The sequence below is a fragment of the Qipengyuania flava genome (assembly GCF_011762005.1).
In the GTDB taxonomy this organism is placed as follows: domain Bacteria; phylum Pseudomonadota; class Alphaproteobacteria; order Sphingomonadales; family Sphingomonadaceae; genus Qipengyuania; species Qipengyuania flava.
Genome location: NZ_JAASQU010000001.1, coordinates 412,120 through 433,234, shown reverse-complemented (window position 1 = coordinate 433,234; position 21,115 = coordinate 412,120). Strand labels below are relative to the sequence as shown.

General features: G+C 63.4%; 19 protein-coding genes. 4 read left to right on the top strand and 15 right to left on the bottom strand.

Annotated elements, in window-relative coordinates; genetic code table 11:
- Nucleotides 1-6 precede the first annotated feature (6 nt).
- The 3 genes from FHS69_RS02130 to FHS69_RS02120 form a co-directional block, all read right to left on the bottom strand.
- Nucleotides 7-573, bottom strand: coding sequence for a NuoB/complex I 20 kDa subunit family protein (locus FHS69_RS02130; RefSeq protein ID WP_067506902.1), 567 nt, complete (start codon nt 571-573; stop codon nt 7-9).
- Nucleotide 574: 1 nt separating this feature from the next.
- Nucleotides 575-949: an NADH-quinone oxidoreductase subunit A gene (gene ndhC / locus FHS69_RS02125; RefSeq protein WP_067466461.1), complete on the bottom strand. Its 375-nt coding sequence runs from the start codon at nt 947-949 to the stop codon at nt 575-577.
- A 131-nt stretch (nt 950-1,080) separates the two neighbouring features.
- Nucleotides 1,081-2,511: a coniferyl aldehyde dehydrogenase gene (locus FHS69_RS02120; protein WP_166776181.1), complete on the bottom strand. Its 1,431-nt coding sequence runs from the start codon at nt 2,509-2,511 to the stop codon at nt 1,081-1,083.
- 104 nt (nt 2,512-2,615) lie between these two features.
- Between FHS69_RS02120 and FHS69_RS02115 the strand changes: the two genes are divergently transcribed.
- Together FHS69_RS02115 and FHS69_RS02110 are read left to right on the top strand one after the other, a co-directional pair.
- Complete coding sequence (locus tag FHS69_RS02115) at nt 2,616-3,812, top strand: thiolase family protein (protein WP_166776179.1); 1,197 nt, start codon at nt 2,616-2,618, stop codon at nt 3,810-3,812.
- Nucleotides 3,813-3,881: 69 nt separating this feature from the next.
- Nucleotides 3,882-4,349 carry a hypothetical protein gene (locus tag FHS69_RS02110; RefSeq protein WP_166776177.1) on the top strand — a complete coding sequence of 156 codons (468 nt, stop codon included), beginning with the start codon at nt 3,882-3,884 and terminating at the stop codon, nt 4,347-4,349.
- A 34-nt stretch (nt 4,350-4,383) separates the two neighbouring features.
- On the opposite strand, the gene FHS69_RS02105 is transcribed toward FHS69_RS02110, so the two are convergent.
- Entirely contained in the window at nt 4,384-4,851 is a 468-nt protein-coding gene (locus FHS69_RS02105; RefSeq protein WP_166776175.1) for an SH3 domain-containing protein, read from the bottom strand.
- Between the two features lie 106 nt (nt 4,852-4,957).
- Here FHS69_RS02105 and FHS69_RS02100 point away from each other — a divergent pair, with 106 nt between their 5' ends.
- Nucleotides 4,958-5,971, top strand: coding sequence for a 2-hydroxyacid dehydrogenase (locus FHS69_RS02100; RefSeq protein WP_166776174.1), 1,014 nt, complete (start codon nt 4,958-4,960; stop codon nt 5,969-5,971).
- Nucleotides 5,972-6,011: 40 nt separating this feature from the next.
- Here FHS69_RS02100 and FHS69_RS02095 read toward each other — a convergent pair whose 3' ends face one another.
- The 10 genes from FHS69_RS02095 to FHS69_RS02050 all read right to left on the bottom strand — a co-directional run bounded on the left by FHS69_RS02095 (nt 6,012) and on the right by FHS69_RS02050 (nt 17,168).
- Complete coding sequence (locus FHS69_RS02095) at nt 6,012-6,800, bottom strand: enoyl-ACP reductase FabI (RefSeq protein ID WP_166776171.1); 789 nt, start codon at nt 6,798-6,800, stop codon at nt 6,012-6,014.
- A gap of 44 nt (nt 6,801-6,844) precedes the next feature.
- Complete coding sequence (locus FHS69_RS02090) at nt 6,845-8,074, bottom strand: beta-ketoacyl-ACP synthase II (RefSeq protein ID WP_166776169.1); 1,230 nt, start codon at nt 8,072-8,074, stop codon at nt 6,845-6,847.
- Between the two features lie 10 nt (nt 8,075-8,084).
- Nucleotides 8,085-8,594, bottom strand: coding sequence for a bifunctional 3-hydroxydecanoyl-ACP dehydratase/trans-2-decenoyl-ACP isomerase (gene fabA, locus FHS69_RS02085; RefSeq protein WP_067506891.1), 510 nt, complete (start codon nt 8,592-8,594; stop codon nt 8,085-8,087).
- A 197-nt stretch (nt 8,595-8,791) separates the two neighbouring features.
- Complete coding sequence (locus FHS69_RS02080; protein ID WP_166776167.1) at nt 8,792-9,487, bottom strand: class I SAM-dependent methyltransferase; 696 nt, start codon at nt 9,485-9,487, stop codon at nt 8,792-8,794.
- Nucleotides 9,488-9,507: 20 nt separating this feature from the next.
- Nucleotides 9,508-10,347: a caspase family protein gene (locus tag FHS69_RS02075; RefSeq protein WP_166776165.1), complete on the bottom strand. Its 840-nt coding sequence runs from the start codon at nt 10,345-10,347 to the stop codon at nt 9,508-9,510.
- 45 nt (nt 10,348-10,392) lie between these two features.
- On the bottom strand, nt 10,393-11,358 hold the full coding sequence (locus tag FHS69_RS02070) for a hypothetical protein (protein ID WP_166776163.1): 966 nt from the start codon (nt 11,356-11,358) through the stop codon (nt 10,393-10,395).
- A gap of 111 nt (nt 11,359-11,469) precedes the next feature.
- A complete protein-coding gene (locus FHS69_RS02065; RefSeq protein ID WP_166776161.1) occupies nt 11,470-12,504 on the bottom strand; it encodes a hypothetical protein in 1,035 nt (344 codons plus the stop codon).
- Between the two features lies 1 nt (nt 12,505).
- Entirely contained in the window at nt 12,506-13,633 is a 1,128-nt protein-coding gene (gene prfB / locus FHS69_RS02060) for a peptide chain release factor 2 (RefSeq protein ID WP_067466424.1), read from the bottom strand.
- Nucleotides 13,634-13,742: 109 nt separating this feature from the next.
- A complete protein-coding gene (locus FHS69_RS02055; protein ID WP_166776159.1) occupies nt 13,743-16,241 on the bottom strand; it encodes a penicillin-binding protein 1A in 2,499 nt (832 codons plus the stop codon).
- Between the two features lie 63 nt (nt 16,242-16,304).
- Nucleotides 16,305-17,168 (bottom strand): N-acetylmuramoyl-L-alanine amidase family protein, encoded by an 864-nt coding sequence (locus tag FHS69_RS02050; RefSeq protein ID WP_067676655.1) that lies wholly within the window; start codon nt 17,166-17,168, stop codon nt 16,305-16,307.
- Nucleotides 17,169-17,616: 448 nt separating this feature from the next.
- Here FHS69_RS02050 and FHS69_RS02045 point away from each other — a divergent pair, with 448 nt between their 5' ends.
- On the top strand, nt 17,617-20,346 hold the full coding sequence (locus FHS69_RS02045; RefSeq protein ID WP_166776157.1) for an Rne/Rng family ribonuclease: 2,730 nt from the start codon (nt 17,617-17,619) through the stop codon (nt 20,344-20,346).
- Between the two features lie 47 nt (nt 20,347-20,393).
- On the opposite strand, the gene FHS69_RS02040 is transcribed toward FHS69_RS02045, so the two are convergent.
- Nucleotides 20,394-21,023 carry a class I SAM-dependent methyltransferase gene (locus tag FHS69_RS02040; RefSeq protein WP_166776155.1) on the bottom strand — a complete coding sequence of 210 codons (630 nt, stop codon included), beginning with the start codon at nt 21,021-21,023 and terminating at the stop codon, nt 20,394-20,396.
- Between the last annotated feature and the right edge of the window lie 92 nt (nt 21,024-21,115).

The window sequence follows — 21,115 nt, the reverse complement described above, 5'->3', positions numbered from 1 at the left end:
CGCGCCTTACCTTTCGATCGTACCGGCGCGGCGGATCTTCCGCTGCAATTGCATCACGCCGTAAAGCAGCGCCTCGGCTGTCGGCGGACAGCCCGGCACGTAAATGTCGACCGGCACGATGCGGTCGCAACCGCGAACCACCGAATAGCTGTAGTGATAATAGCCACCGCCATTGGCACAGCTGCCCATCGAGATGACGTATTTGGGCTCCGACATCTGGTCGTAGACCTTACGCAGCGCGGGGGCCATCTTGTTGCACAGCGTACCCGCGACGATCATCACGTCGCTCTGCCGCGGCGAAGCGCGCGGCGCGACACCGAAACGCTCCATGTCGTAGCGCGGCATGTTGACGTGAATCATCTCGACCGCGCAGCAAGCGAGGCCGAAAGTCATCCACCACAGCGAGCCGGTACGCGCCCACTGGAACAGTTCTTCGGTGCTGGTGACGAGGAAACCCTTGTCGTTCACCTCGGTCTGCAGCGCGTTGAAATAATCCGCATCTGGCTGACGCGTCTCGCCGCCTTGTGCGGCGGGCACGCTCTGCGGCGGAGTGATGATGGTTGAAGTGCTCATGCTATTGCCAGTCCAGTGCGCCCATCTTCCATTCGTAAGCCAGGCCGACGGCCAGGATGCCAAGGAAGATCACCATGGCCGACCATCCGGTCCAGCCCGTGTATTCGAGGCTGACTGCCCACGGAAACAGGAAGGACGCCTCGAGGTCGAACAGCAGGAAGCTGATCGCGACGAGATAGAACTTCACGTCGAACTGGCTGCGCGGGTCTTCGAACGCGGGGAAGCCGCATTCATATTCGCTCAGTTTCTCGGCGTCGGGCTTGTGCGCGCCGGTCAGCCGCGAAACGCCCATCGGCAGGAAAACGAAGAGCGCCGACAGCGCGGCAGCCACAAACAGGAAGATCAGGATAGGCAGGTATTGTTCGAGGTCGACCACGAATGATTCCTAGGCGTCGGGCTTGGTTTCGCGCCCGCCTCTAGGCCCCTCACCCAGATGGTGCAAGGGTGCAGAAATGCGAACAATTCGCAACAAATCCGCACCTTGCACCATACCCTTGCGGGCGTGGGTTACTTCATCATGGTTTTGACCGCTTTTTCGGTGGCCGGGCCGTAGGGAGGCTTGAACCCGCCGAGCTTGGCCACGTCGATCTTGGGCTGTGTATAGATGCTGCGCGCGTGGCTGAATTCGCGGAAGCCTTCAACGCCGTGATAGCTGCCCATCCCGCTGGGACCGACACCGCCGAAGGGCAGGTCCTCCATCGAAACGTGGAAGATCACGTCGTTGACGGTCACGCCGCCGCTGATCGTCTTGGTCAGCACCTTCTCGCGCTCGTCCGCATTCTGGCCGAAATAATAGAGCCCGAGCGGACGATCGTGCCCGTTCACGTATTCGATCGCCTCGTCGATATGGCCATAGGTCTTCACCGGCAGGATCGGACCGAAGATCTCCTCCTGCATCGCCTTCATGTCGTCGGTGACGTTCTTGAGAATGGTCAGCGGCATCTTGCGGGCGTTGGTGTTGGAAAAATCCTCATTGCCCGGATTGACCTCGATCACCTCGGCGCCCTTGTCGCGCGCATCGGCGACCAGATCCTGCAAGCGATCGAAATGGCGATCGGTGACGACGCTGGCGTAGTCCTCGTTGTCGAGCAGCGTTGGATACATGTTGGCGGTGCCCTGCCACACCCCATGGATCGCCTCGTCCTGCTTGCTTTCGGGGACATAGAGGTAATCGGGCGCGAGGCAGATCTGGCCCGCATTCAGCATCTTGCCCAGCGCGATACGTTCGCCCGCCTTGGCGAAATCGGCGCTCTCGCCGAGGAACACCGGGCTTTTGCCGCCCAGCTCTAGCGTGACGGGGACGAGGTTCTTCGAAGCCGATTCCATCACCTTGCGCCCGGTGGCGGTCGAGCCGGTGAAGATCAGATGGTCGAAAGGCAGTTCACTGAACGCCGCCGCGACTTCGGGGCCGCCGGTGAAAACGGCGCATTCGTCGGGGGTGAAGTATTCCTCGACCAGTTCCTTGGTCAGCAGGCTGGTCTTCTCGGTGAATTCGCTCGGCTTGATCATCGCGCGATTGCCCGCGGCGAAAATCTGCATAAGCGGGCCGAAGCTGAGATTGACGGGGAAGTTCCACGGGCTGAGGATACCGACCACGCCCTTGGGTTCGTAGCGCACTTCGGCCTTCGCGCCGAGCAGCCCCAGCGGGAACTGGACATGGCGCTTTTCGGGGCGCGACCACTTGTCCATGTGTTTGAGACAATATTTGCCGAAATTCACCGTGCCCGCGATGTCGGTGATCATCGACTGGTGCGGAGAACGATTGCCGAAATCGGCGGCCATCACCTTGCACAGATCGTCGGCATGATCGGTGAGCAGCTTTATCGCGCGCTGGATGCGGTCTTTGCGCAGTGCCATCGGCTCGGGGCGCATCTGGTGGTGTGCGGCGCGCTGCTTGCGCAAAACGGCTTCCATTTCGCTTGTCCGGTCGTCCGCCATTGCTCTCTCCGTTTGATATTGCTGCATCGCAGCACTAGGTTGTGGGCCACCAGATAGGTCGCCATTGGCAACCGATATTCCAGAACCGAAGGACATACACAAGCATGACCCAGTTCAGCGCATCCGATCCCGTCGTCATCCTGTCTTACGCCCGCACTCCGATGGGCGGCATGCAGGGCGCGCTCGCCGATGTCTCGGCCACCGATCTCGGGGCCACGGCAGTGAAGGCCGCGGTCGAGCGCTCGGGCGTGCCGGTAGACAGTTTCGATCGCACCTACATGGGCTGCGTGCTGCCGGCGGGTCTGGGCCAGGCGCCGGCGCGTCAGGCGTCGATCAAGGCGGGTCTGCCGAAATCCGTGCAGGCGACTACGGTCAACAAGGTTTGCGGCAGCGGCATGCAGACGGTCATCATGGGCGCCGAGGCGCTCGCCAGCGGAACGGTGGACTACGTCGTCGCGGGCGGGATGGAGAGCATGACCAACGCGCCATATCTTCTCAAGAAGCACCGCAGCGGCGCGCGGCTTGGGCACGACACCACCTATGACCACATGTTCCTCGATGGGCTGGAGGATGCCTACGAAGAAGGCCGCGCGATGGGCACCTTCGCGCAGGACACCGCCAATGAGTACCAGCTCACCCGCGAGCAGATGGATGAATACTCAATCGAATCGCTGCGCCGCGCGAATGCCGCGATCGAGAGCGGTGCCTTTGCCGACGAAGTCGTCCCGGTCACCGTCTCGACCCGCAAGGGCGACATGACGGTCGAACATGACGAGCAACCCGGCAAGGGGCGGCCCGACAAGATCCCGCAGCTGCGCCCGGCCTTCGCCAAGGACGGCACGATCACCGCAGCGACCTCCTCCTCCATATCGGACGGTGCGGCGGCCGTCGTGCTGAGCCGCGAAAGCGTTGCCAAGGCGAACGGCCAGCAGCCGGTTGCCAAGATCGTCGCCATGGCAGCACATGCACAGGAACCCGCGCAATTCACCGTGGCACCGATCGGCGCGATCGAGAAGGTCCTCGACAAGGCCGGCTGGAGCGCGGACGAAGTCGAACTGTGGGAAGTCAATGAGGCCTTCGCCTGCGTCGCCATGTTCGCCATGCGCGACCTCGGCATTCCGCACGACAAGATCAACGTGAACGGCGGCGGGACCGCGCTGGGCCACCCCATCGGCGCCAGCGGAACGCGTATCATCGTCACGCTGCTCAACGCATTGAAGCAGCAGGGCAAGACACGCGGCGTCGCCTCACTCTGCATCGGCGGCGGCGAAGCCACTGCCGTGGCCGTCGAACTCGTCTAGACTTGAGATGAAAATGCGGACACTTCCTTGCCACAAACGGATGGAAGTTCAGGAGGCAGGGAAGTGTCCATGAAGAAATTCGTCATCTTCGCAACCTGCGTTGCCCTCGCCGGCTGCGGTTCGAGCGAGGTCGAGGCGCCCGAAGCAGAAGCCGAGAATGCCGAAGCGCAGGAGTTCACGCTCGACAGTACCGCAATGGGCAACATTGCGGGAACCTATGAGGTCAAGCTCGCCGACGGCAGCGTGACCCTGCAGACGATCAACCCCGACGGTACCTATGTCGACACGACAGCCGACGGGACCCGCACGGGTGGCGGAACATGGCGTGCCACCGCAGAAGGTGCGATGTGCTTCGACCCCGAGGGCGACGAAGGCGAGGAGTGCTTCGCTGGCGGCGCGCCCGGCGAGGACGGAGCCTTCGAATTGCAGGGCGAAGACGGGACGGTGCAGTCCAGCGTCCGCAAGGTCGATCCACAAGAGGATGAGGCCGAGACAGGGACTGAAACCGCCACGGCGCAAGTTACGGATGGCGGGTAACCGGACACTCCATTCCCCTGATCCGCCGCTGATCTCAGGGCTCCCCCACACCCCACAGCCGTGTTTCCGCGACATACCCATAGCGCTTGCCGACCACGAATTCGCACCAGCCCGCGTCGCAATCGCCAAGCATGCCTACCACGCCCGGCTCGAGCCGCCATTTGAGCGTGTCGTCGGCGCTGTCGCCCGCGCGCATGTCAGCCAACCCTTCGCCGATGACCATGGCCCCGCGCTCGGGGCTCAACAGGCGCGCGACCACCCATCCGCGCGCGCCGTCGGGATCCTCGATCAACCGCCAGCCTTCCATCACCCGCACCACCTTCACCGGCAGACCGGGACGGCGGTAGACCCAGTCGATCTTGTAATCCGCGCTCGGCCCGACGCGCATGTTGAGCACTGTCGCGCGGATGCTGGCCCAATAGGGTGTCTCGCGTTCTTGCGCGCGCGCCGGAACGGCAGCTGTGGCAAGCATCAGGAAGGGAATGAAAAGTCGTGCGAACATTGATGCCGATTCGGCCATTGAGGACGAACAGTCAACGTCCTTGAAGCAGGCTCCCACGCCGAATCCTTGACCACGCCCCCGCCCGCGTCCTAGCGCTGCAGACGAAATGCAAAGCGCCGATATCCGCCCCGCCAAGCGCCTGGAGCGCACCCCGCGTGTCTTCGTGACTCGCCACCTGATGCCCTCGGTCGAAGACCGGATGCGCGAGCTGTTCGACGTTTGTCTCAATCAAAGCGACACCCCCCTGACCCGCGCGCAATTGATCGCGGCGATGCAGGATTGCGACGTGCTGGTTCCCACGGTAACCGACCGGATAGACGCCGAGATGATCGCGCAAGCTGGCGAAAATCTGGGTCTGATCGCCAATTTCGGTGCCGGGACGGAGCATCTCGATCTCGATGCCGCCGCCGCGCGCCACATCCTCGTCACCAATACGCCGGGTGTCTTCACCGATGATACGGCTGACCTTGCAATGGCGGGGATCATCGGGGTGCCGCGGCGAATTCGCGAAGGCGTCGAATTGATCCGGAGCCGCCAATGGACAGGCTGGACCCCGACAGCGCTGCTCGGAACCAAGCTGGCGGGCAAGGTGCTGGGGATCGTCGGCATGGGCCGTATAGGCCAGGCCGTGGCACACCGCGCGCGCGCCTTCGGTCTCGAAATCGCCTATCACAACCGCAAGCGGCTGCCCGAGGCGGTCGAACGAATGTTTCAGGCTCGCTGGGTCGAAACTCTCGACGATCTGATGGGCGAAGCCGACATCCTTAGTCTGCACTGCCCCGCGGGACCCGGCACACACCACATGATCGATGCGCGGCGGATCGGCCTGATGAAGGACGGGGCCAGCCTCATCAACACCGCGCGCGGCGATCTGGTCGAGCAGGAGGCGCTCGTCGCCGCGCTCGAGAGCGGCAAGCTCGCTGGCGCGGGCCTCGACGTTTATCCCGACGAGCCCAATGTCGATCCACGATTGATCCGCCATCCCAATGTGATGACCCTGCCACACATCGGCAGTGCAACGCGCGAGGGCCGCGAAGAGAGCGGGCTCAAGGTCATCGCCAACATCCGCATGTGGGTCGACGGGCATCGACCGCCCGACCAGGTCCTCACCGGTCTTTGAGCGCCTCCATCTCTGCTAGCCGCGCGGCGCGTGCCGACGCCTATAGATTGTCCTGCTGCGGCATGCCGAGAACGTGGAACCCGCCATCGACACGCAGCACTTCGCCCGTGGTGCAAGCGCCTGCGTCGGAGCAAAGATAGACGGCCGTACCGCCGACGGCCTCGAGGGTAGCATTGGCGCGCAGCGGCGCGTTGCTCTCGGTATGCTTGTAAGTCCGGCGCGCGCCACCGATGGCCGAACCGGCGAGCGTCTTCATCGGGCCGGGGCTGATCGCATTGACGCGGATACCCTCGGGACCGAGGTCGTTGGCAAGATAACGCACCGCCGCTTCGAGCGCGGCCTTGGCGACCCCCATCACATTGTAGTTCGGAGTGACGCGGGTCGAACCCATGTAGCTCAGCGTCAGCAAGGTTCCGCCATGCTCGACCATCATCGGATGCGCACGACGCGCGACTTCGATGAAGCTGTAGGCGGAGATATCCATCGAGTTCTTGAAGTTCTCGCGCGAGGTATTGAGAATTCGCCCGGTCAGCTCGGACTTGTCCGAATAGGCAATCGCGTGGACGAGGAAGTCGATCCGGCCCCAGCGTTCCTGCAGGGTGGCAAAGGCGGCGTCGAGCGAGGCATCGTCGGTAACATCGACATCGACCATAAGATCGGAACCCACGCTCTGCGCGAGCGGCTCGAGTCGCTTGCCGAAGGCGTCGCCCTGATAGGTGAAGGCGAGTTCGGCCCCCGCCTCCGCACACGCCTTGGCGATGCCCCACGCGATCGAGCGTTCGTTAGCCACGCCCATCACGAGCCCGCGCTTTCCTGCCAGCACACCCATCGTCACATCACCTTACCCATGGGCGCGCCGAGACGCGCCGCGCCTTATCCGTGAAACTTCGACAGCACCATCGACCCATTGGTCCCGCCGAACCCGAAGGAATTGGTCATCACCGAATCGAGACCGGCATTCTCGACCAGCTCGGTGGCGATTTCGTCCGGCTTGAGTGCAGGATCCAGCGTCTCGACATTGATCGACGGGATGATGAAATCATGCTCCAGCGCGAGCAGGCAGTAGACCGCCTCCTGCGCACCGGTGGCTCCCTGGCTGTGCCCGGTCATCGACTTGGTCGAGCTGACCGGCGGCGTGCTGCCTTCGCCGAAGACCCGGCGCACCGCCTCAATCTCGCCCACGTCGCCTACCGGCGTCGAAGTGCCATGCGCATTGATGTAGCTGACCTTGCGATCGGCACCCAGCGTGCGCAGCGCGCCGCGCATGGCGCGTTCGCCGCCCTCGCCCGACGGTGCGACCATGTCGGCACCGTCCGAAGTCGCGCTGAAACCGGTGACCTCGGCATAGATCTTCGCACCGCGCGCCTGCGCATGTTCGAGGCTCTCGAGCACCAGGATGGCACCGCCACCGCCGATAACGAAGCCGTCGCGATCGGCATCGAACGCGCGCGAGGCACGCTCAGGCGTGTCGTTATACTTGCTCGACATCGCGCCCATGGCGTCGAACAGGCAGGACAGCGTCCAGTCGAGTTCTTCGCCGCCACCGCCGAACATCACGTCCTGGTTCCCCAGTGCGATCTGCTGCGCGGCCATACCGATGCAATGCAGCGAGGTCGAGCAGGCCGAGGTGATGGAAAAGTTCATGCCCTTGATCTGATAGGCCGTCGCGAGATTGGCGCTGACCGTGGAGGACATCGTCTTGGGCACGGCGAAAGGCCCGATACGCTTGGTGTTGCCGGTCTTGAGCACGGTCTGGTGCGCTGCCAGCATGGCCGAAGTCGAGGGGCCGCCCGAACCGGCGATGACCCCGGTCATCGGGTTGATGACGTCTTTTTCTTCGAGCCCGGCGTCGGCGATCGCCTGCGCCATCGCAATATGCGCATAGGCGGCGCCCGGTCCCATGAAGCGCAAGGTGCGCTTGTCGACATGGTCCGCGACGTTCAGGTCTACCGCGCCTGCGATCTGCGAGCGGAAGCCGTGTTCGGCCATGTCTTCGTTGAAAGTGATGCCCGACTTGCCCGCTTTGAGCGAGGCCAGAACTTCGGCTGCATTGTTGCCGATCGAGGAGACGACCCCCAATCCTGTTACGACGACGCGACGCATGGCTATCCTCTCACGCCTCTGACAAGGCGACTTTCATATCTTTGACTTGGTAGATGACTTCGCCATCGGCTTCGACACGACCGTCGGCTACGCCCATGGTTAGCCGACGGGTCTGCACCGCTTTGGTGAAGTCCACGTAATAGGTCAGCATCTTGCGGTCGGGCCGTACCATGCCGGTCAGCTTGACCTCGCCGACGCCGAGCGCATAGCCGCGCCCCTGCCACCCGCGCCAACCGAGATTGAACCCGGTAAGCTGCCACAGCCCGTCGAGGCCCAGACAGCCTGGCATGATCGGATTACCGGGGAAATGACAGTCGAAGAACCACAGGTCGGGCTTGATGTCGAACTCGGCGACGACATGGCCCTTGCCATGCTCCCCGCCATCACCAGAAATATCGGTGATCCGATCCATCATCAGCATGGGCGGTTCGGGCAATTGGGCATTGCCGGGGCCGAACAATTCACCGCGCGCGCATTTCAGCAGGTCTTCGCGGTCGAAACGGGTTGGGAAGTCAGTCATCCCCGGCGGCACTCCTCAGTTCTTATGGCCTTGTACTTGCCGCAGCGCCTAGCATCCTGGACTGGTAAGGAAAAGGGCCGATGGCCATCGGGAGTGAAACTGCCGCAGGCTCAAGAACCGCCAATATAACAATAACTTATATCATAAATTTGCTTCAGCGGCGAATGTTCCGACCGCAATAGCTACAGACCGACCCGTCAAATGTTGGGGCAAGCCTCGATGGCAGCGGGTTCTGCCCGCGCTCCGCCACGCTCGAACCGCGCGAAATAGCCGCGAAAGTCGGGCCGCTCGACGAACTCGACGAGTTTGAGCCCGACCTGGTCGAACTCGCAGAACAACAGCTTGGGCGGGATGCCATGGCGGTCGGTCGGCCGATCGACATCGACCACAATGACCTGCCCGTCTTCGCGCAGCGACGGCCACATCCGCCACAGGAACTCGTAGGGGCTTTCGATCTCGTGATACATATGGACCATGAAGATCCGGTCGAAGCTGCCGTCGGGGAGCTTGGGATTCGCCATTTCGCCAAGCCGGATCGAAACGTTCTCGAGCCGCTGACGTTCGATGCGTCGCCCAAGCCGGCTGAGCGCTTCGCGATCGATATCCTGTGCCAACACGCGGCCGTCGTCGCCCACGCGTTCGGCAAGACGCACGGTGTAATATCCATTACCAGCACCAATATCGGCAACCGTCATGCCGGGCTCGATATCGGCGAGATCCATGACCGTCTGCGCCTCGCCGCGGCTGTCTCGCTGATCTTCGGTCGAGTACTGGTTGGAGCCGATCTGCGACACCGGCCGATCGGGCGCGGGGAAACCCGCCTCGGTCGCAGCGGGCTCATCGCAGGCAATCACCGCAAGCGCGAGCAGGCCGATGGCAGCAATCCGTGTCATGATGCGCCTATGCCGATCCGTCAGGGGATGGGCAATGCCCGCATGCCGCCGATAAACACGTCGAAGGGAAGATCGCCCTGACGCCAGGGCGACTGGCGTCCCGATGTGCGCTCGTTCACCGCGACGGCAGTCTTGCGGAAAGTCTCGTCCAGCGACTGGCGGCGGCGGATCTCGCGAGCAAATTCGATCGCGAACGGACTGCCCTTGCCCGCCGTCGCCCCGTCTTCGGCAACATTGCCCGGTTCGGTCGAGAAGAACACCACCGCCGAAAGCCCGCGCAGGCTGCCGACCTGCGCCAGCCCGCGGTTCGAAAACACGATATCGTCGAGCGTCACCGTATCGAGCGCGCGCTGCGCCCCTTCGACCGCCACGATCTCCATTTCGGTGGAGCGATCCGCCTCGATCAGCGGATTGTTGCGGCATGCGTCAACGACGAACACCACACCGCGCGCTTCGCCGGTCAACCGCCGCAGCATTGCGTCGAGCCCGATCAGCGAATGCCCATCGGCAGCAAGCAGGTAATTCGCCCCGTCGATCTGGAACCCGTGCCCCGCGAAATAGACGAAGGCTATGTCGTCGCCGCTGAGCGAGGCCGCGAAATCCTCGAAAGCGGTTCCCCAGCGCGCCGCATCGGGCTCCTCGACCAGCTCGATCTCGTCGACCGTGGTCCGGCGCAGCGCGGCTGCGATCATACGCCCGTCGGCGACCGGGCTGTCCAATTGCAACCGGCTGTCGGCCGCCTCGGCATAATCGGTCGCAAGCAGCAGTGCTTTCACGTCGGCGCGGGCCGGTGTGACGGCCGCAAGCAGCGCACAGGCCAATAGCGCGATGCGCGAAAGCAGAGCAGAAATCCGCCTCATGTCCACCTCACAATCTGAGCGACACGCCGAGGTTCACCCCGTGGTTTACCCGCGAATCGCCGAAATCGAAATCGCCCGACAGCGGGAAGAACATGATCGCGCGATAGCGGATGTCAGTGCGATGCTGTCGGTGAGGATGAACTGCGCGCCGACCGCGAAATCGGGACCGATACTGGTTTCGGCTGCATCACGGCGCTCTTCCACGCCCAGGGTTTCCTCGTCGAACCCAAGGAAGCGCGTCTCGAAGGTGCTCGCGGGTTGGTGGCTGGCGTGGACCATGCCGTTGAAGAATGCGACGGCATGCGCGTTGAAGGGGAGGAAGGCGGCAACCCCTGCCCGGCCGCTGAACGTCTCGAGCGAACGTTCGGTTGCGATCCGATCCGGACGCCCGAGTGCATCGATGTTCCGGGTCGGCGCATCCTCGCCGAGAACATCCGCGACGAACTGGCGGACTTCGTCGTTCTGCTGGATAACCAGCGTCCCCGTACCGGTCACTGCGAGACGTTCGTAGCGTGCGCCTGCAGGAATCGCGAAGTTCTCGCTGACCCGTCTTTGCCAGGTCAGCTCCAAATCGAGCCGGTCGACTTCCTCGGCGGTCACGGTCTGAATTATCGACAGTTCGGTGAATTGCACGTCGGCGACCGACAGCGTTACATAGCGCGAAGAGACCAGCTCGGTGCCCGCTTCGCCCGATCCATACATGGCAGTGACCGTAAAGCGGTCGCGGTCCCCGCCGAAATTGACCATTTCGCCGACCATGGCGAAGCCGACCTGGTCCGAATTGGAAGCCGAGCCATTGTCCTGCACTTCAACGGTCAGATCGTCGAACCCGCTTGCCTCGCGCAACTGGCCGGTGAGGTCCGCATCGATCACCTGCAGGGCGTCACGCAGCCCGTCGAGATCCGAAGCGCGCAAGTTGGAATTGTCGAAATAATAGGACACGCTGGGACCGATGACGACATCGGCTTGCGCCGGCGTGGCAAGCGCTGTCGCCAACACGGCCCCGGCCATCACATAACTGCGTTGCAAACCAGTTTCTCCCCCGTGCGACCCGGGTCGACGGGAGCTGTAGGCCAGCACCCCGTCGGGCGCAATTAGCGAGCGGGACCGTCTCCTTCGTCGTCAGAGGCGCAACGACAGACCCAGATTGACACCGTGATTGACCCGCGCGTCGCTGAAGCTCTCCGCCTCCGACAGCGGGAAGAACAGCACCGCGCGATACCGCAGGTCGAGCGCCAGATTCTGCGAAAGGATGAACTGCGCCCCAACCGAGACGTCGGGACCGAAGCTCAATTCACCCTCGTCGCGGCTGGCGACGCGATCGCTGAACACTCCGGCGGGGTCGATGACCTGCGTGACAACGTCGTAGTCGGGTCGGTAGCTGGCTTGGAGCATGCCGTTGAAAAATGCCACCGCACTGTCGCCGACGGGGACGAAGGCGGTGACCCCGCCCCTCGCACTGAACGTTTCGATCGTTCCGTCCTGTTGCACTCCGGCGGTCACCGGAGGTATCGAGGGCACGCCTGCCGGTGGCGGGTCGCCCGCAGCGGCCGCACGCGCCAAAGCAATAACGTTAGGAATCGCGGCGGATTGGACGATCCGCAGATCGCCCGTGAAACTGCTCTCGAGCCGTTCATACCGCAGACCGGCGAGCAGAGCGAAACTTTCGCTCTGCCTTCGCTGCCATGTCAATTCGACATCCAGCCTGTCGGTATTGCTTACCGCCTTGGCATCGAAATTGAGCAGGTCGACGAACTGGCTATCCCCAAGCGTCAACGTTCGCGACACCGCGGCGGATAACGCCACATCACCCTCGCCACTGCCATACATGGCGGTCAGCGTGAACCGATCGCGATCGTCACCGAAATTGACCATCGCGCCGACCATCGGATAACCGATCTGGTCGGCGAGCACGCCTTCGCTTTCACCGATCGAAGCCAGTTCGGGTTCCACCCCGAAGGCCGTTCGCAGGACTGCGATATCGGCGGGCGCGAGCGCGTCACCTTCTTCGAGACCCGCATCGATCCCGGTCGTACGCAAATTCGAATTGTCGAAATAATAGGACACGCGCGGACCGATGACCACATCGGCGCGGGCCGGAGTTGCAGCTGCCGCGGCCAGTACCGCGAGACTGGCCAGGGCAAGCTGTTTGCGCATCCTATTCGGTATCCTCCACCTCGACCTTTTCGCCGGTCACGCGTTGCGCCAGCGCGGCCGAGATGAACGGATCAAGCGCGCCGTCGAGCACGTCGTCGGGTGTAGGCGACTGCACGCCGGTGCGCAAATCCTTCACCATCTGGTACGGCTGGAGCACGTAGGAACGGATCTGGTGGCCCCAGCCAATCTCGCTTTTTTCCTGATACTCGCCGCTCGCAGCCGCTTCGCGCTCGGCCATTTCGCGTTCGAACAGCCGCGCCTTGAGCATGTTCATCGCGGTTGCGCGGTTCTTGTGCTGACTGCGATCGTTCTGGCTGGCGACGACGATGCCGGTGGGCTGGTGAGTGATGCGTACCGCGGAGTCGGTAGTGTTGACGTGCTGGCCGCCCGCGCCGCTGGCGCGATAGGTGTCTATCTTGAGGTCTGACGGATTGATCTCGATGTCGATATCGTCGTCGATAACCGGATAGACCCAGACCGAGCTGAAACTGGTGTGGCGGCGCGCCGAACTGTCGTAGGGACTGATCCGTACGAGCCGATGCACGCCGCTTTCGGTCTTGGCATAACCGTAGGCGTTTTCGCCCTTGATCAGAAGGGTGGCGCTCTTGATGCCCGCTTGGTCGCCCGCGGCATATTCGACCGTTTCGACCTTGTAGCCGCGGCGTTCGGCCCAGCGTGCATACATGCGCAACAGCATGTCGGCCCAGTCCTGGCTTTCGGTGCCACCCGCACCGGCATTGATCTGCAGATAGGTATCGTACCCATCGGCCTCGCCCGACAGGAGCGCCTGCACCTTGTCGCGATCCGCGCGATCGGCAAGTCCCGCGAGAGTATCGAGGCCCTCGCGCTCGACATCGGCATCGCCCTCGGCCTCGCCCATCTCGACGAACTCCACCGCATCGGCCATCTCGCTTTCGATTTCGCGCACGGTGTTGATCGCGGTTTCGAGACGCTTCTGTTCCTGCGTGATCGCCTGCGCCTGCTTCGGATCGTCCCACAGCGTGGGGTCTTGGACGCGCGCGTCGAGCTCGTCGAGCCGACGCAGCGCCTGTTCCCAGTCGAGCGACTGGCGCACCAGCGCAAGTGCGGCTTCGATACGGTCGATATGGGCCTGCCCTTCGGCACGCATAGGAAATTCCTTCGGATTTGCTTGGCTTCGCCCCTAATATCTGCAGGGCGATTGTAAAGGGTCGCACCGCGGGCACGAACTCGAGGGAAGCGCCCGCCAGGCGCGCGCGTCAGTAAATGCCGCCCTGGTCCTCGACGAAGTCGTTTGGCTGGTCGCCACGATCGCTGTCCTGCGCCGCCTGTGCGCCCGCCCGGCCGCGACGGATCAGTTCGAGAATCTCGTTCCGCTTGGCCGCGATCTCGTCCGAGCGTGTCGCACGCGGCGGTTCGGTATCAGGCTTGAAGGCCTCCCAAATGATCGTGGCGGTCGGCTCGTCCGAAGGCGTACCCTCAAACACACGCTTGCCGCTGCGGCGGTCGATCTTGACCATCCGTACGCCGGGCGGAGCGACGAAGTCTTCCGCTTCCCAGCGATCCTTTGTCGCGTCGATGAAGCGCTTCATGATCGTCGCGGCGGTGTTGCCGCCCTGCACCCACCCGCCGAGATTGCGCGGCTGGTCGAAGCCGACATACATGCCGGCGATGATCTCGGGCGAACCACCGACGAACCATGCATTGGTCGGACCGTTGGTCGTCCCGGTCTTGCCGAACAGCGGCAGGTCGAGGCTGCGCAAGCGGGTAGCCGTGCCGCGTGTGACCACGCCCTGAAGCATGTGGACCATCTGGAACGCCGTGCGCGGATCGATCACCTGACGGCCGGACACGTCGAACCGCGGCATCGGCTGCCCGTCCCATTCGGGCATGTTGCAACTCGAACAGTCGCGCGTGTCGGTGCGGAAGATCACCTTGCCGTCGCGGTCCTGGACGTAATCGATCACCGAGCCGGGATTCTGACGCCCCCAGTTCGCCAGCGCTGCATAGGCATTGACCATCCGCGCGACGGTGGTCTCGCCCGCACCCAGCGCGAAGGCATAATACGGTTCGTAGGACCCGATGCCGACGCGCTCGATCGTCTTGGTCACATTGTCCATGCCGGCATCGTCGGCAATGTGGACGGTCATCAGGTTGCGGCTCTGCTCAAGCCCCCAGCGCAGCGTGTGCACGCCGCCGCCGCCGCCGCCGAAGTTGCGGAAGCATTTCTCACCCAGGCTGGCGCCCTGCCAGACGCAGAAAGTCTGGTCGGGCACTTGCGAAGCGGGCGTCATGCCCTGCTCTAGCGCGGCAGCATAGACGAAGGGTTTGATTGTCGATCCGGGCTGGCGCATCGCCTGCGTGGCCCGATTGAAACTGCCGAGCCGGCTGTCGAATCCCCCTTGCATGGCAAGGATCCGGCCGGTCTGCGGCGCCTCGGCGAGGAAGGCGCCCGAGACTTCCGGCACACCGCGAATGGCGTAACCCTGACCCGACCGCGCGGCGGCGACGACATCGCCCGGCGCGAGCGAGGCGGGCCCGCCCGAAAGCGCGAATTCCTCGCCGTCGGAGAAACCGATACGACCTGGCGCGGTGACGACGCCGATGCGCCAGTCGCGATAGCTGATCGACAGATTCGACGAGGCGAGCTGCGAAGTCAGATCGCCATTGTCGGGATTGAGCGTGGCAAGCGGGCCGGTGAAGCCGCGATTGCCGTGGTAGCTGATCAGTTGCGCTCGCAAGGCATCGCGCGCAGCTTCCTGCAGTTCTATGTCGAGCGAGGTGCGCACCCAAAGGCCGCCGGAATAGACGCTGTTGCGTCCATCGTCGGCCGTCTCGCCGAACTTGTCGATAAGCTGGCGGCGCACCTCCTCGAGAAAGTATCCGGCATCGGCGGAGCGTGTGCTGCGCTGTTCGACCAGGCCGAGGTCCATCGCCTTCGCGGCTTCGCCCTCGGTTGCCGTGATAAAATCGTTGGCGACCATCTGGTCGAGCACGAAATTGCGCCTCGCAATGGCGAGGTCGTGGTAGCGCTCACGGCCATAGCGCTCGGGCGCCTTCGGCAAGATCGCAAGGAAGGCCATTTCGTGCAGGTCGAGGTCGCCCACATCCTTGTCGAAATAGGCCCGCGATGCCGCCTGGACGCCGAAACTGCGGCGGCCCAGCGGGATTTCGTTGAGATAGAGCTCGAGAATTTCCTGCTTGGTCAGCACGCTTTCGATGCGCGTGGCGAGGATCATTTCTTTGAGCTTGCGCGTGACCGAATATTCGTCCCCCAGCAGCAGGTTCTTGGCAACCTGCTGCGTGATCGTCGAGCCGCCGACCGCTCGCTCGCCCGACGCGAACTTGGTTGCATAATCGATCACCGCATTGGCGGTGCCGGTGATGTCGACCCCGCCGTGACTGAAGAAGGTCTTGTCTTCGGCCGAGAGGAAGGACTCGATCAGTCGCTCGGGAAAATCGACATATTGCAGCTGGATACGCCGTTCGCGCGCATAGGTGCTAACGATTTCGCCGTCGATACCGCGCACCACCGTCGGCAACGGTGTCTCATATTCGAGCAGCGATTCGGCATCGGGCAGATTGCGACCCAGCGTCGCCCATGCGAGCAGCAGCATGACCAACGCGAACCCGCCGAAATAGCTGGCGATGCGAAGGCCGCGACTGTGCGACCAATTGTCGCTGAACCACGCGATCAGCCGCTTGGGATCGCGGCTGATGCGGTAGCGGAAATACTGGAGGGCGGGCTGGTCGGACATGATCTTGTCAGCGCCTCTAGCACGGCCATTCTGCAATTCGCCAGAACGAACAGCGCGCTTGCCTCAGCTTTCTTGCTGGCGGGCAAAATAGACACGGATTGCGCGCGCCATCACCTCGGCGAAGCGCGCCTGGCCTTCGGCGGATGCAAGCCGGGCCGCATCGTCTTCATTGGTGATGAAACCGCTCTCGAAAAGGACCGAGGGAACATCGGGCGCTCGCAGCACCTTCAAGGCGGCTGAACGGCGCGGCTGTGGATGGAAGCGGATTGCCCCCTCCCCCTCGCGCCGGATCAGCCGCGCGAAGGCATCCGACTGGTCCTGCGTGCGCCGCTGCGACAACTCCACCAGAATGGTGCTCACCGCATCGCTCTGCCCGCCGACATCCACGCCGTTCAGTCGGTCGCTCGCGTTCTCGCGTTCGGCAAAGCGTGCCGCGGCCTCGCTCGAAGCCTGGTTCGACAGCGTATAAATGCTCGCCCCGGTCACCTCTGCCGCGTCGCCGGCACTATCGGCATGGATCGACAGGAACAGGTCGGCATCTAGGCGGCGCGCGATATCGACTCGTTCGGCATGGACGAGATAGCGATCGTCGTCGCGGGTCAGTGCAACACGCACCTGGCCATCATCTTCGAGCCGGTCGCGCAGTGCGCGCGCCAGTGCAAGAACGATCGCCTTTTCCTGGTAGCCCTGGCCCGAAGCACCCGGATCATGGCCGCCGTGGCCCGGGTCGATTACCACCAGCGGCAATCCCTCGCGCCCAGCGATCTCGGGCAATGCAGATGGCGCATCGACCTCGGGCAATTCGACGCGCAGCACGTATCCCCTGCCCAATTCGGGCACGGGGATACGCTGCGCAAACACCACCAGCAGCGCGACCAGCACAAGCGGTGCGAGCACCAGCAGCAGAATATGAGTGCGGATCGACATTGTCCGTATGGTTACGGCTTTGTTGTCGCGTGACGCAATATGGTTGCCGTGCGAAACCCACGGTGCTAGCGATCGTTCATCGGTTTCCGGTGCCTCCGATCGGCGCGAACATTCCGCGACGAAGAGGGTCATCGAGAATTTCCGTTATTTATCCGGTCGTTGCGGCATATCCGTTGCGACCCAAGGCAATACAGGTTGATGCCGGACATGGCCCGTTACTCCCCGACAATCGCAGCACAGGCACCTGCCTGTGTCGCCATGTCGGGTCGGACAGCGCAGAAACAGCGCGCGGCCGCTCCCGCAGTCACGAATACCCGGCCTGCTGCAGACGCAGGACTAGGCCGGTTCGCAAAAACCGCGATGCCCGCACAGGGCCGCGGACTTTCCAACATCATATGCCGCGCGCCTGCAGGTTCACCCCTGCCCCGTCGCGGCTGGAGACATATACATGGCAACGCGCATGCTAATCGATGCGCGCCACCAGGAAGAAACCCGGGTGGCGGTGCTCAAGGGCAACCGGATTGAGGAATTCGATTTCGAATCTGCCGATCACAAGCAGATCAAGGGCAATATCTATCTCGCTAAAGTAACCCGCGTCGAACCGTCGCTGCAGGCGGCCTTCGTAGATTTCGGCGGCAATCGGCACGGTTTCCTCGCCTTCAGCGAGATCCATCCCGATTATTACCAGATTCCCAAGGAAGACCGCGAAGCGTTGCTCGAGGCGGAAGCCGAAGCCGCCGAGGAAGAAGCGCGGTTGCGCGACGAGGAAGAAGACCGCGGCGAGATGCCCGGCGACGAATACGATGCGGACGACGAGAGTTCGGAGGCGCTGGCCGAGGATCTCGCCGAAGATGGCCTCGAGGAAGTCGACACGTCCGACAAGGACGATGTCGCCACGATCGAGGAAGGCCAGCTCGATCGCGACGACGATGACGATGACGATTCCGAGGACGACGCCGAAAACGGCGACGGCGACGAGAAATCGCGCGGTCGTGGCCGGGGCAAGCGCGGTCGTGGCCGCCGCCAGGGCACGGGCCGCGCGCGGACCAAGGAAGTCGACGAAGCGCGCGCCAAGCGCATGGCTCTGCGTCGCCGCTACAAGATCCAGGACGTCATCCAGCGCCGACAGGTATTGCTGGTTCAGGTCGTCAAGGAAGAGCGCGGCAACAAGGGCGCCGCGCTGACCACCTATCTCAGCCTCGCCGGGCGCTACACCGTGCTGATGCCCAATTCGAGCCACGGCGGCGGCATCTCGCGCAAGATTTCCAGCGCCTCGGACCGCAAGCGTCTCAAGCAGGTCGTCAGCGACCTCAGCCTGCCGCGGACCATGGGCCTCATCGTGCGCACGGCGGGCCTTTCGCGCACCAAACCCGAGATCAAGCGCGATTTCGATTATCTTGCCCGCCTGTGGGACGAAATCCGCGAACGCACGCTGTCCTCCAGCGCGCCCGCACTGATCCATTCGGACAGCGACCTCATCAAACGCGCGATCCGCGACATCTACAATCGCGAGATCGAGGAAGTCGTGGTCGAGGGCGAGGACGGCTACAAGTCGGCCAAGCAGTTCATGAAGCTGCTGATGCCCAGCCACGCGCGGCGGGTTAAGCAGTATTCGGACCCGGTGCCGCTGTTCCAGCGCTATGGCGCGGAAGACCAGCTCAAGGCGATGTACGATCCCGTGGTCCAGCTCAAATCGGGTGGCTATCTGGTGATCAACCCGACCGAGGCCCTGGTCTCGATCGACATTAACTCGGGGCGCTCCACCAAGGAGCACAATATCGAGCAAACCGCGCTGCACACCAATCTCGAAGCCGCGCGCGAGATCGCCCGCCAGTTGCGCCTGCGCGACATGGCCGGTCTCGTGGTGATCGACTTCATCGACCAGGAGCACCACTCCAACACGCGCAAGGTCGAGAAGGCGATGAAGGAAGCGCTCAAGAACGATCGTGCGCGCATCCAGGTCGGTCGTATCTCCAGCTTCGGCCTGATGGAAATGAGCCGGCAGCGACTGCGCACTGGCGTGCTCGAGGCCACGACGCGCGAATGCCCGCATTGCGACGGCACCGGACTGGTGCGCACCGCGTCGAGCGCAGGTCTCTCGGCGCTCCGCCTGATCGAGGACGAAGCGGCCAAGGGCAAGGGTTCGGTAATCCGCCTTGCAGCGAGCACAGAAGCGGCGGTTTATCTGCTCAACGAAAAGCGTGCCGAGCTGATGGAAATCGAGCAGCGCTACCATGTGACCGTCGAAGTCGTCCCCGAAGGCGAGGACGAAGGCGCAAAGATGACGGTGTCGAGCCACGGGCCGAAGCCCAAGGACGCGCCGCGCTTCGACCCGATCGTCGATGACGAGATCGAAGACGAAGTGGTCGATGAGAGCGACGACGAGGACAGCGACGACGGGGACGATGATCGCCCGCGCAAGAAGCGCCGCCGCCGTCGTGGTGGTCGCGGACGCAACAAGTCGCGTGATCGCAACGACGAACTGGACGGCGACGACAGCGACGATTCGGACGATAACGCGGAAGCGGATCAGGGTGAGAGCGGCGAAGGCGACGAAGATGACGATCGTTCGAAGAAGCGCCGTCGTCGCGGCGGCCGCCGCCGCGGCGGTCGCGGACGCGGTCGCCGTTCGGACGAGGTGAACGCCGAGGACGCCGAACAGCTCGAACAGGTTTCCGAAGCGGTGGTCGAGGATATGGCGGTTGTCGCCGGCCCGGAGGATTCGCCCGAAACCGCCGAAGCGGCGGCTGACAGCGAAGAAAAGCCCAAGCCGAAGAAGCGCGCTCCGCGTAAGAAGAAAGCCGTGGCTGACGGTGAAGCTGCTACGGATATCCCGGCAGACGGCGAGACCGAAGAAAAGCCCAAACCAAAGAAGCGTGCGCCTCGCAAGAAGAAGAGCGAAGCGGAATCGGGCGGTGACAGCGATGCGCCCAGTGTAGACGCAGAGGCCGAAGCCAAGCCCGCTCCCAAGAAACGCGCGCCTCGCAAGAAGAAAGCCGATGCCGAAACGGTAAGCGACAGTCCTGCGGAACCGAAAGCTGCGCCGGAAGCTCCGGAAGAAACGCCGGTTGCCGCAGGACCCGCCCCCGCACCTGCGGTGGAAGAGAGCGCGGAAACGCCTGCCGAAGCGCCCAAGCCAAAGCGCGGCTGGTGGCAGCGCACTTTCGGCGACGAATAGGCGAAACTACAGCGAGGGTCGGCTGGTCCATCGGGGCCGGCCGACCCTCAGGCCTTGCGGGCCGCGCCCCATTCCATCCAGCCCATAATCTTGGGAGCCTGTCTGAGATAGGCCTGCCCCAGCGGTTCGACAGCGAAGCCCGCCGCGCGCAGAGCGGCGCCGACGGGTCGGGTCAGATGGCAACCGCCCGCCAGCGGCTTCCACACCGGTTCGATCCTTTCCTGCCAGCGGGCGACTGCCTGATCGGGTGCGCGGCCATGTTCGAGAAACAGCAGGCGCCCACCCGGGGCCAGCACGCGGCGGACCTCGGCAAGCACGCGTTCGGGATCCTCGACGGAACACAGCGTGTAAGTGCAGACCACCGTGTCGAACGATCCCGTGGCGAACGGCAGATCTTCGGCCACCCCTGCCCTTATGTCCACGTCCCATCCATGCGCCGATGCGCGCGCGCGGGCGCCTTCGAGCAGTTTCTCATGCGGGTCGATCCCGGCGAAAGCGCTAATCCGTCCAGCTTCGTAGAATTGCTGGTTGAGCCCACCGCCGCAACCAAGTTCGAGCACCCTTCCCCTTGCCAGCGGTACGATTTCGCGGCGGCGACGCTCGATCCCTTCCTGGCCGCAAGCGCAAGTAATCAGTCGCGGCATCACATGCGCATCATACCAGCGCTTCAATCCCATCGCGAACTCCCTCGCGGTCGCAGATTATGCCGAGGCTATCGCTTTTCGCCCCCACGGCAAGCACAAATTCCGTGACCGGAATACAGACCGGG

Bases quoted from the DNA above. Each gene is read 5' to 3' on its own strand.
- FHS69_RS02070 (WP_166776163.1), bottom strand. From the start codon at position 11,358: ATGGCCGGGGCCGTGTTGGCGACAGCGCTTGCCACGCCGGCGCAAGCC.
- FHS69_RS02065 (WP_166776161.1), bottom strand. From the start codon at position 12,504: ATGCGCAAACAGCTTGCCCTGGCCAGTCTCGCGGTACTGGCCGCGGCA.
- FHS69_RS02130 (WP_067506902.1), bottom strand. From the start codon at position 573: ATGAGCACTTCAACCATCATCACTCCGCCGCAGAGCGTGCCCGCCGCA.
- FHS69_RS02110 (WP_166776177.1), top strand. From the start codon at position 3,882: ATGAAGAAATTCGTCATCTTCGCAACCTGCGTTGCCCTCGCCGGCTGC.
- FHS69_RS02105 (WP_166776175.1), bottom strand. From the start codon at position 4,851: ATGTTCGCACGACTTTTCATTCCCTTCCTGATGCTTGCCACAGCTGCC.
- FHS69_RS02095 (WP_166776171.1), bottom strand. From the start codon at position 6,800: ATGGGTGTGCTGGCAGGAAAGCGCGGGCTCGTGATGGGCGTGGCTAAC.
- prfB (WP_067466424.1), bottom strand. From the start codon at position 13,633: ATGCGTGCCGAAGGGCAGGCCCATATCGACCGTATCGAAGCCGCACTT.
- FHS69_RS02100 (WP_166776174.1), top strand. From the start codon at position 4,958: ATGCAAAGCGCCGATATCCGCCCCGCCAAGCGCCTGGAGCGCACCCCG.
- FHS69_RS02075 (WP_166776165.1), bottom strand. From the start codon at position 10,347: ATGAGGCGGATTTCTGCTCTGCTTTCGCGCATCGCGCTATTGGCCTGT.
- FHS69_RS02050 (WP_067676655.1), bottom strand. From the start codon at position 17,168: ATGTCGATCCGCACTCATATTCTGCTGCTGGTGCTCGCACCGCTTGTG.
- FHS69_RS02040 (WP_166776155.1), bottom strand. From the start codon at position 21,023: ATGGGATTGAAGCGCTGGTATGATGCGCATGTGATGCCGCGACTGATT.
- fabA (WP_067506891.1), bottom strand. From the start codon at position 8,594: ATGACTGACTTCCCAACCCGTTTCGACCGCGAAGACCTGCTGAAATGC.
- FHS69_RS02055 (WP_166776159.1), bottom strand. From the start codon at position 16,241: ATGTCCGACCAGCCCGCCCTCCAGTATTTCCGCTACCGCATCAGCCGC.
- FHS69_RS02120 (WP_166776181.1), bottom strand. From the start codon at position 2,511: ATGGCGGACGACCGGACAAGCGAAATGGAAGCCGTTTTGCGCAAGCAG.
- FHS69_RS02045 (WP_166776157.1), top strand. From the start codon at position 17,617: ATGGCAACGCGCATGCTAATCGATGCGCGCCACCAGGAAGAAACCCGG.
- FHS69_RS02090 (WP_166776169.1), bottom strand. From the start codon at position 8,074: ATGCGTCGCGTCGTCGTAACAGGATTGGGGGTCGTCTCCTCGATCGGC.
- FHS69_RS02115 (WP_166776179.1), top strand. From the start codon at position 2,616: ATGACCCAGTTCAGCGCATCCGATCCCGTCGTCATCCTGTCTTACGCC.
- FHS69_RS02080 (WP_166776167.1), bottom strand. From the start codon at position 9,487: ATGACACGGATTGCTGCCATCGGCCTGCTCGCGCTTGCGGTGATTGCC.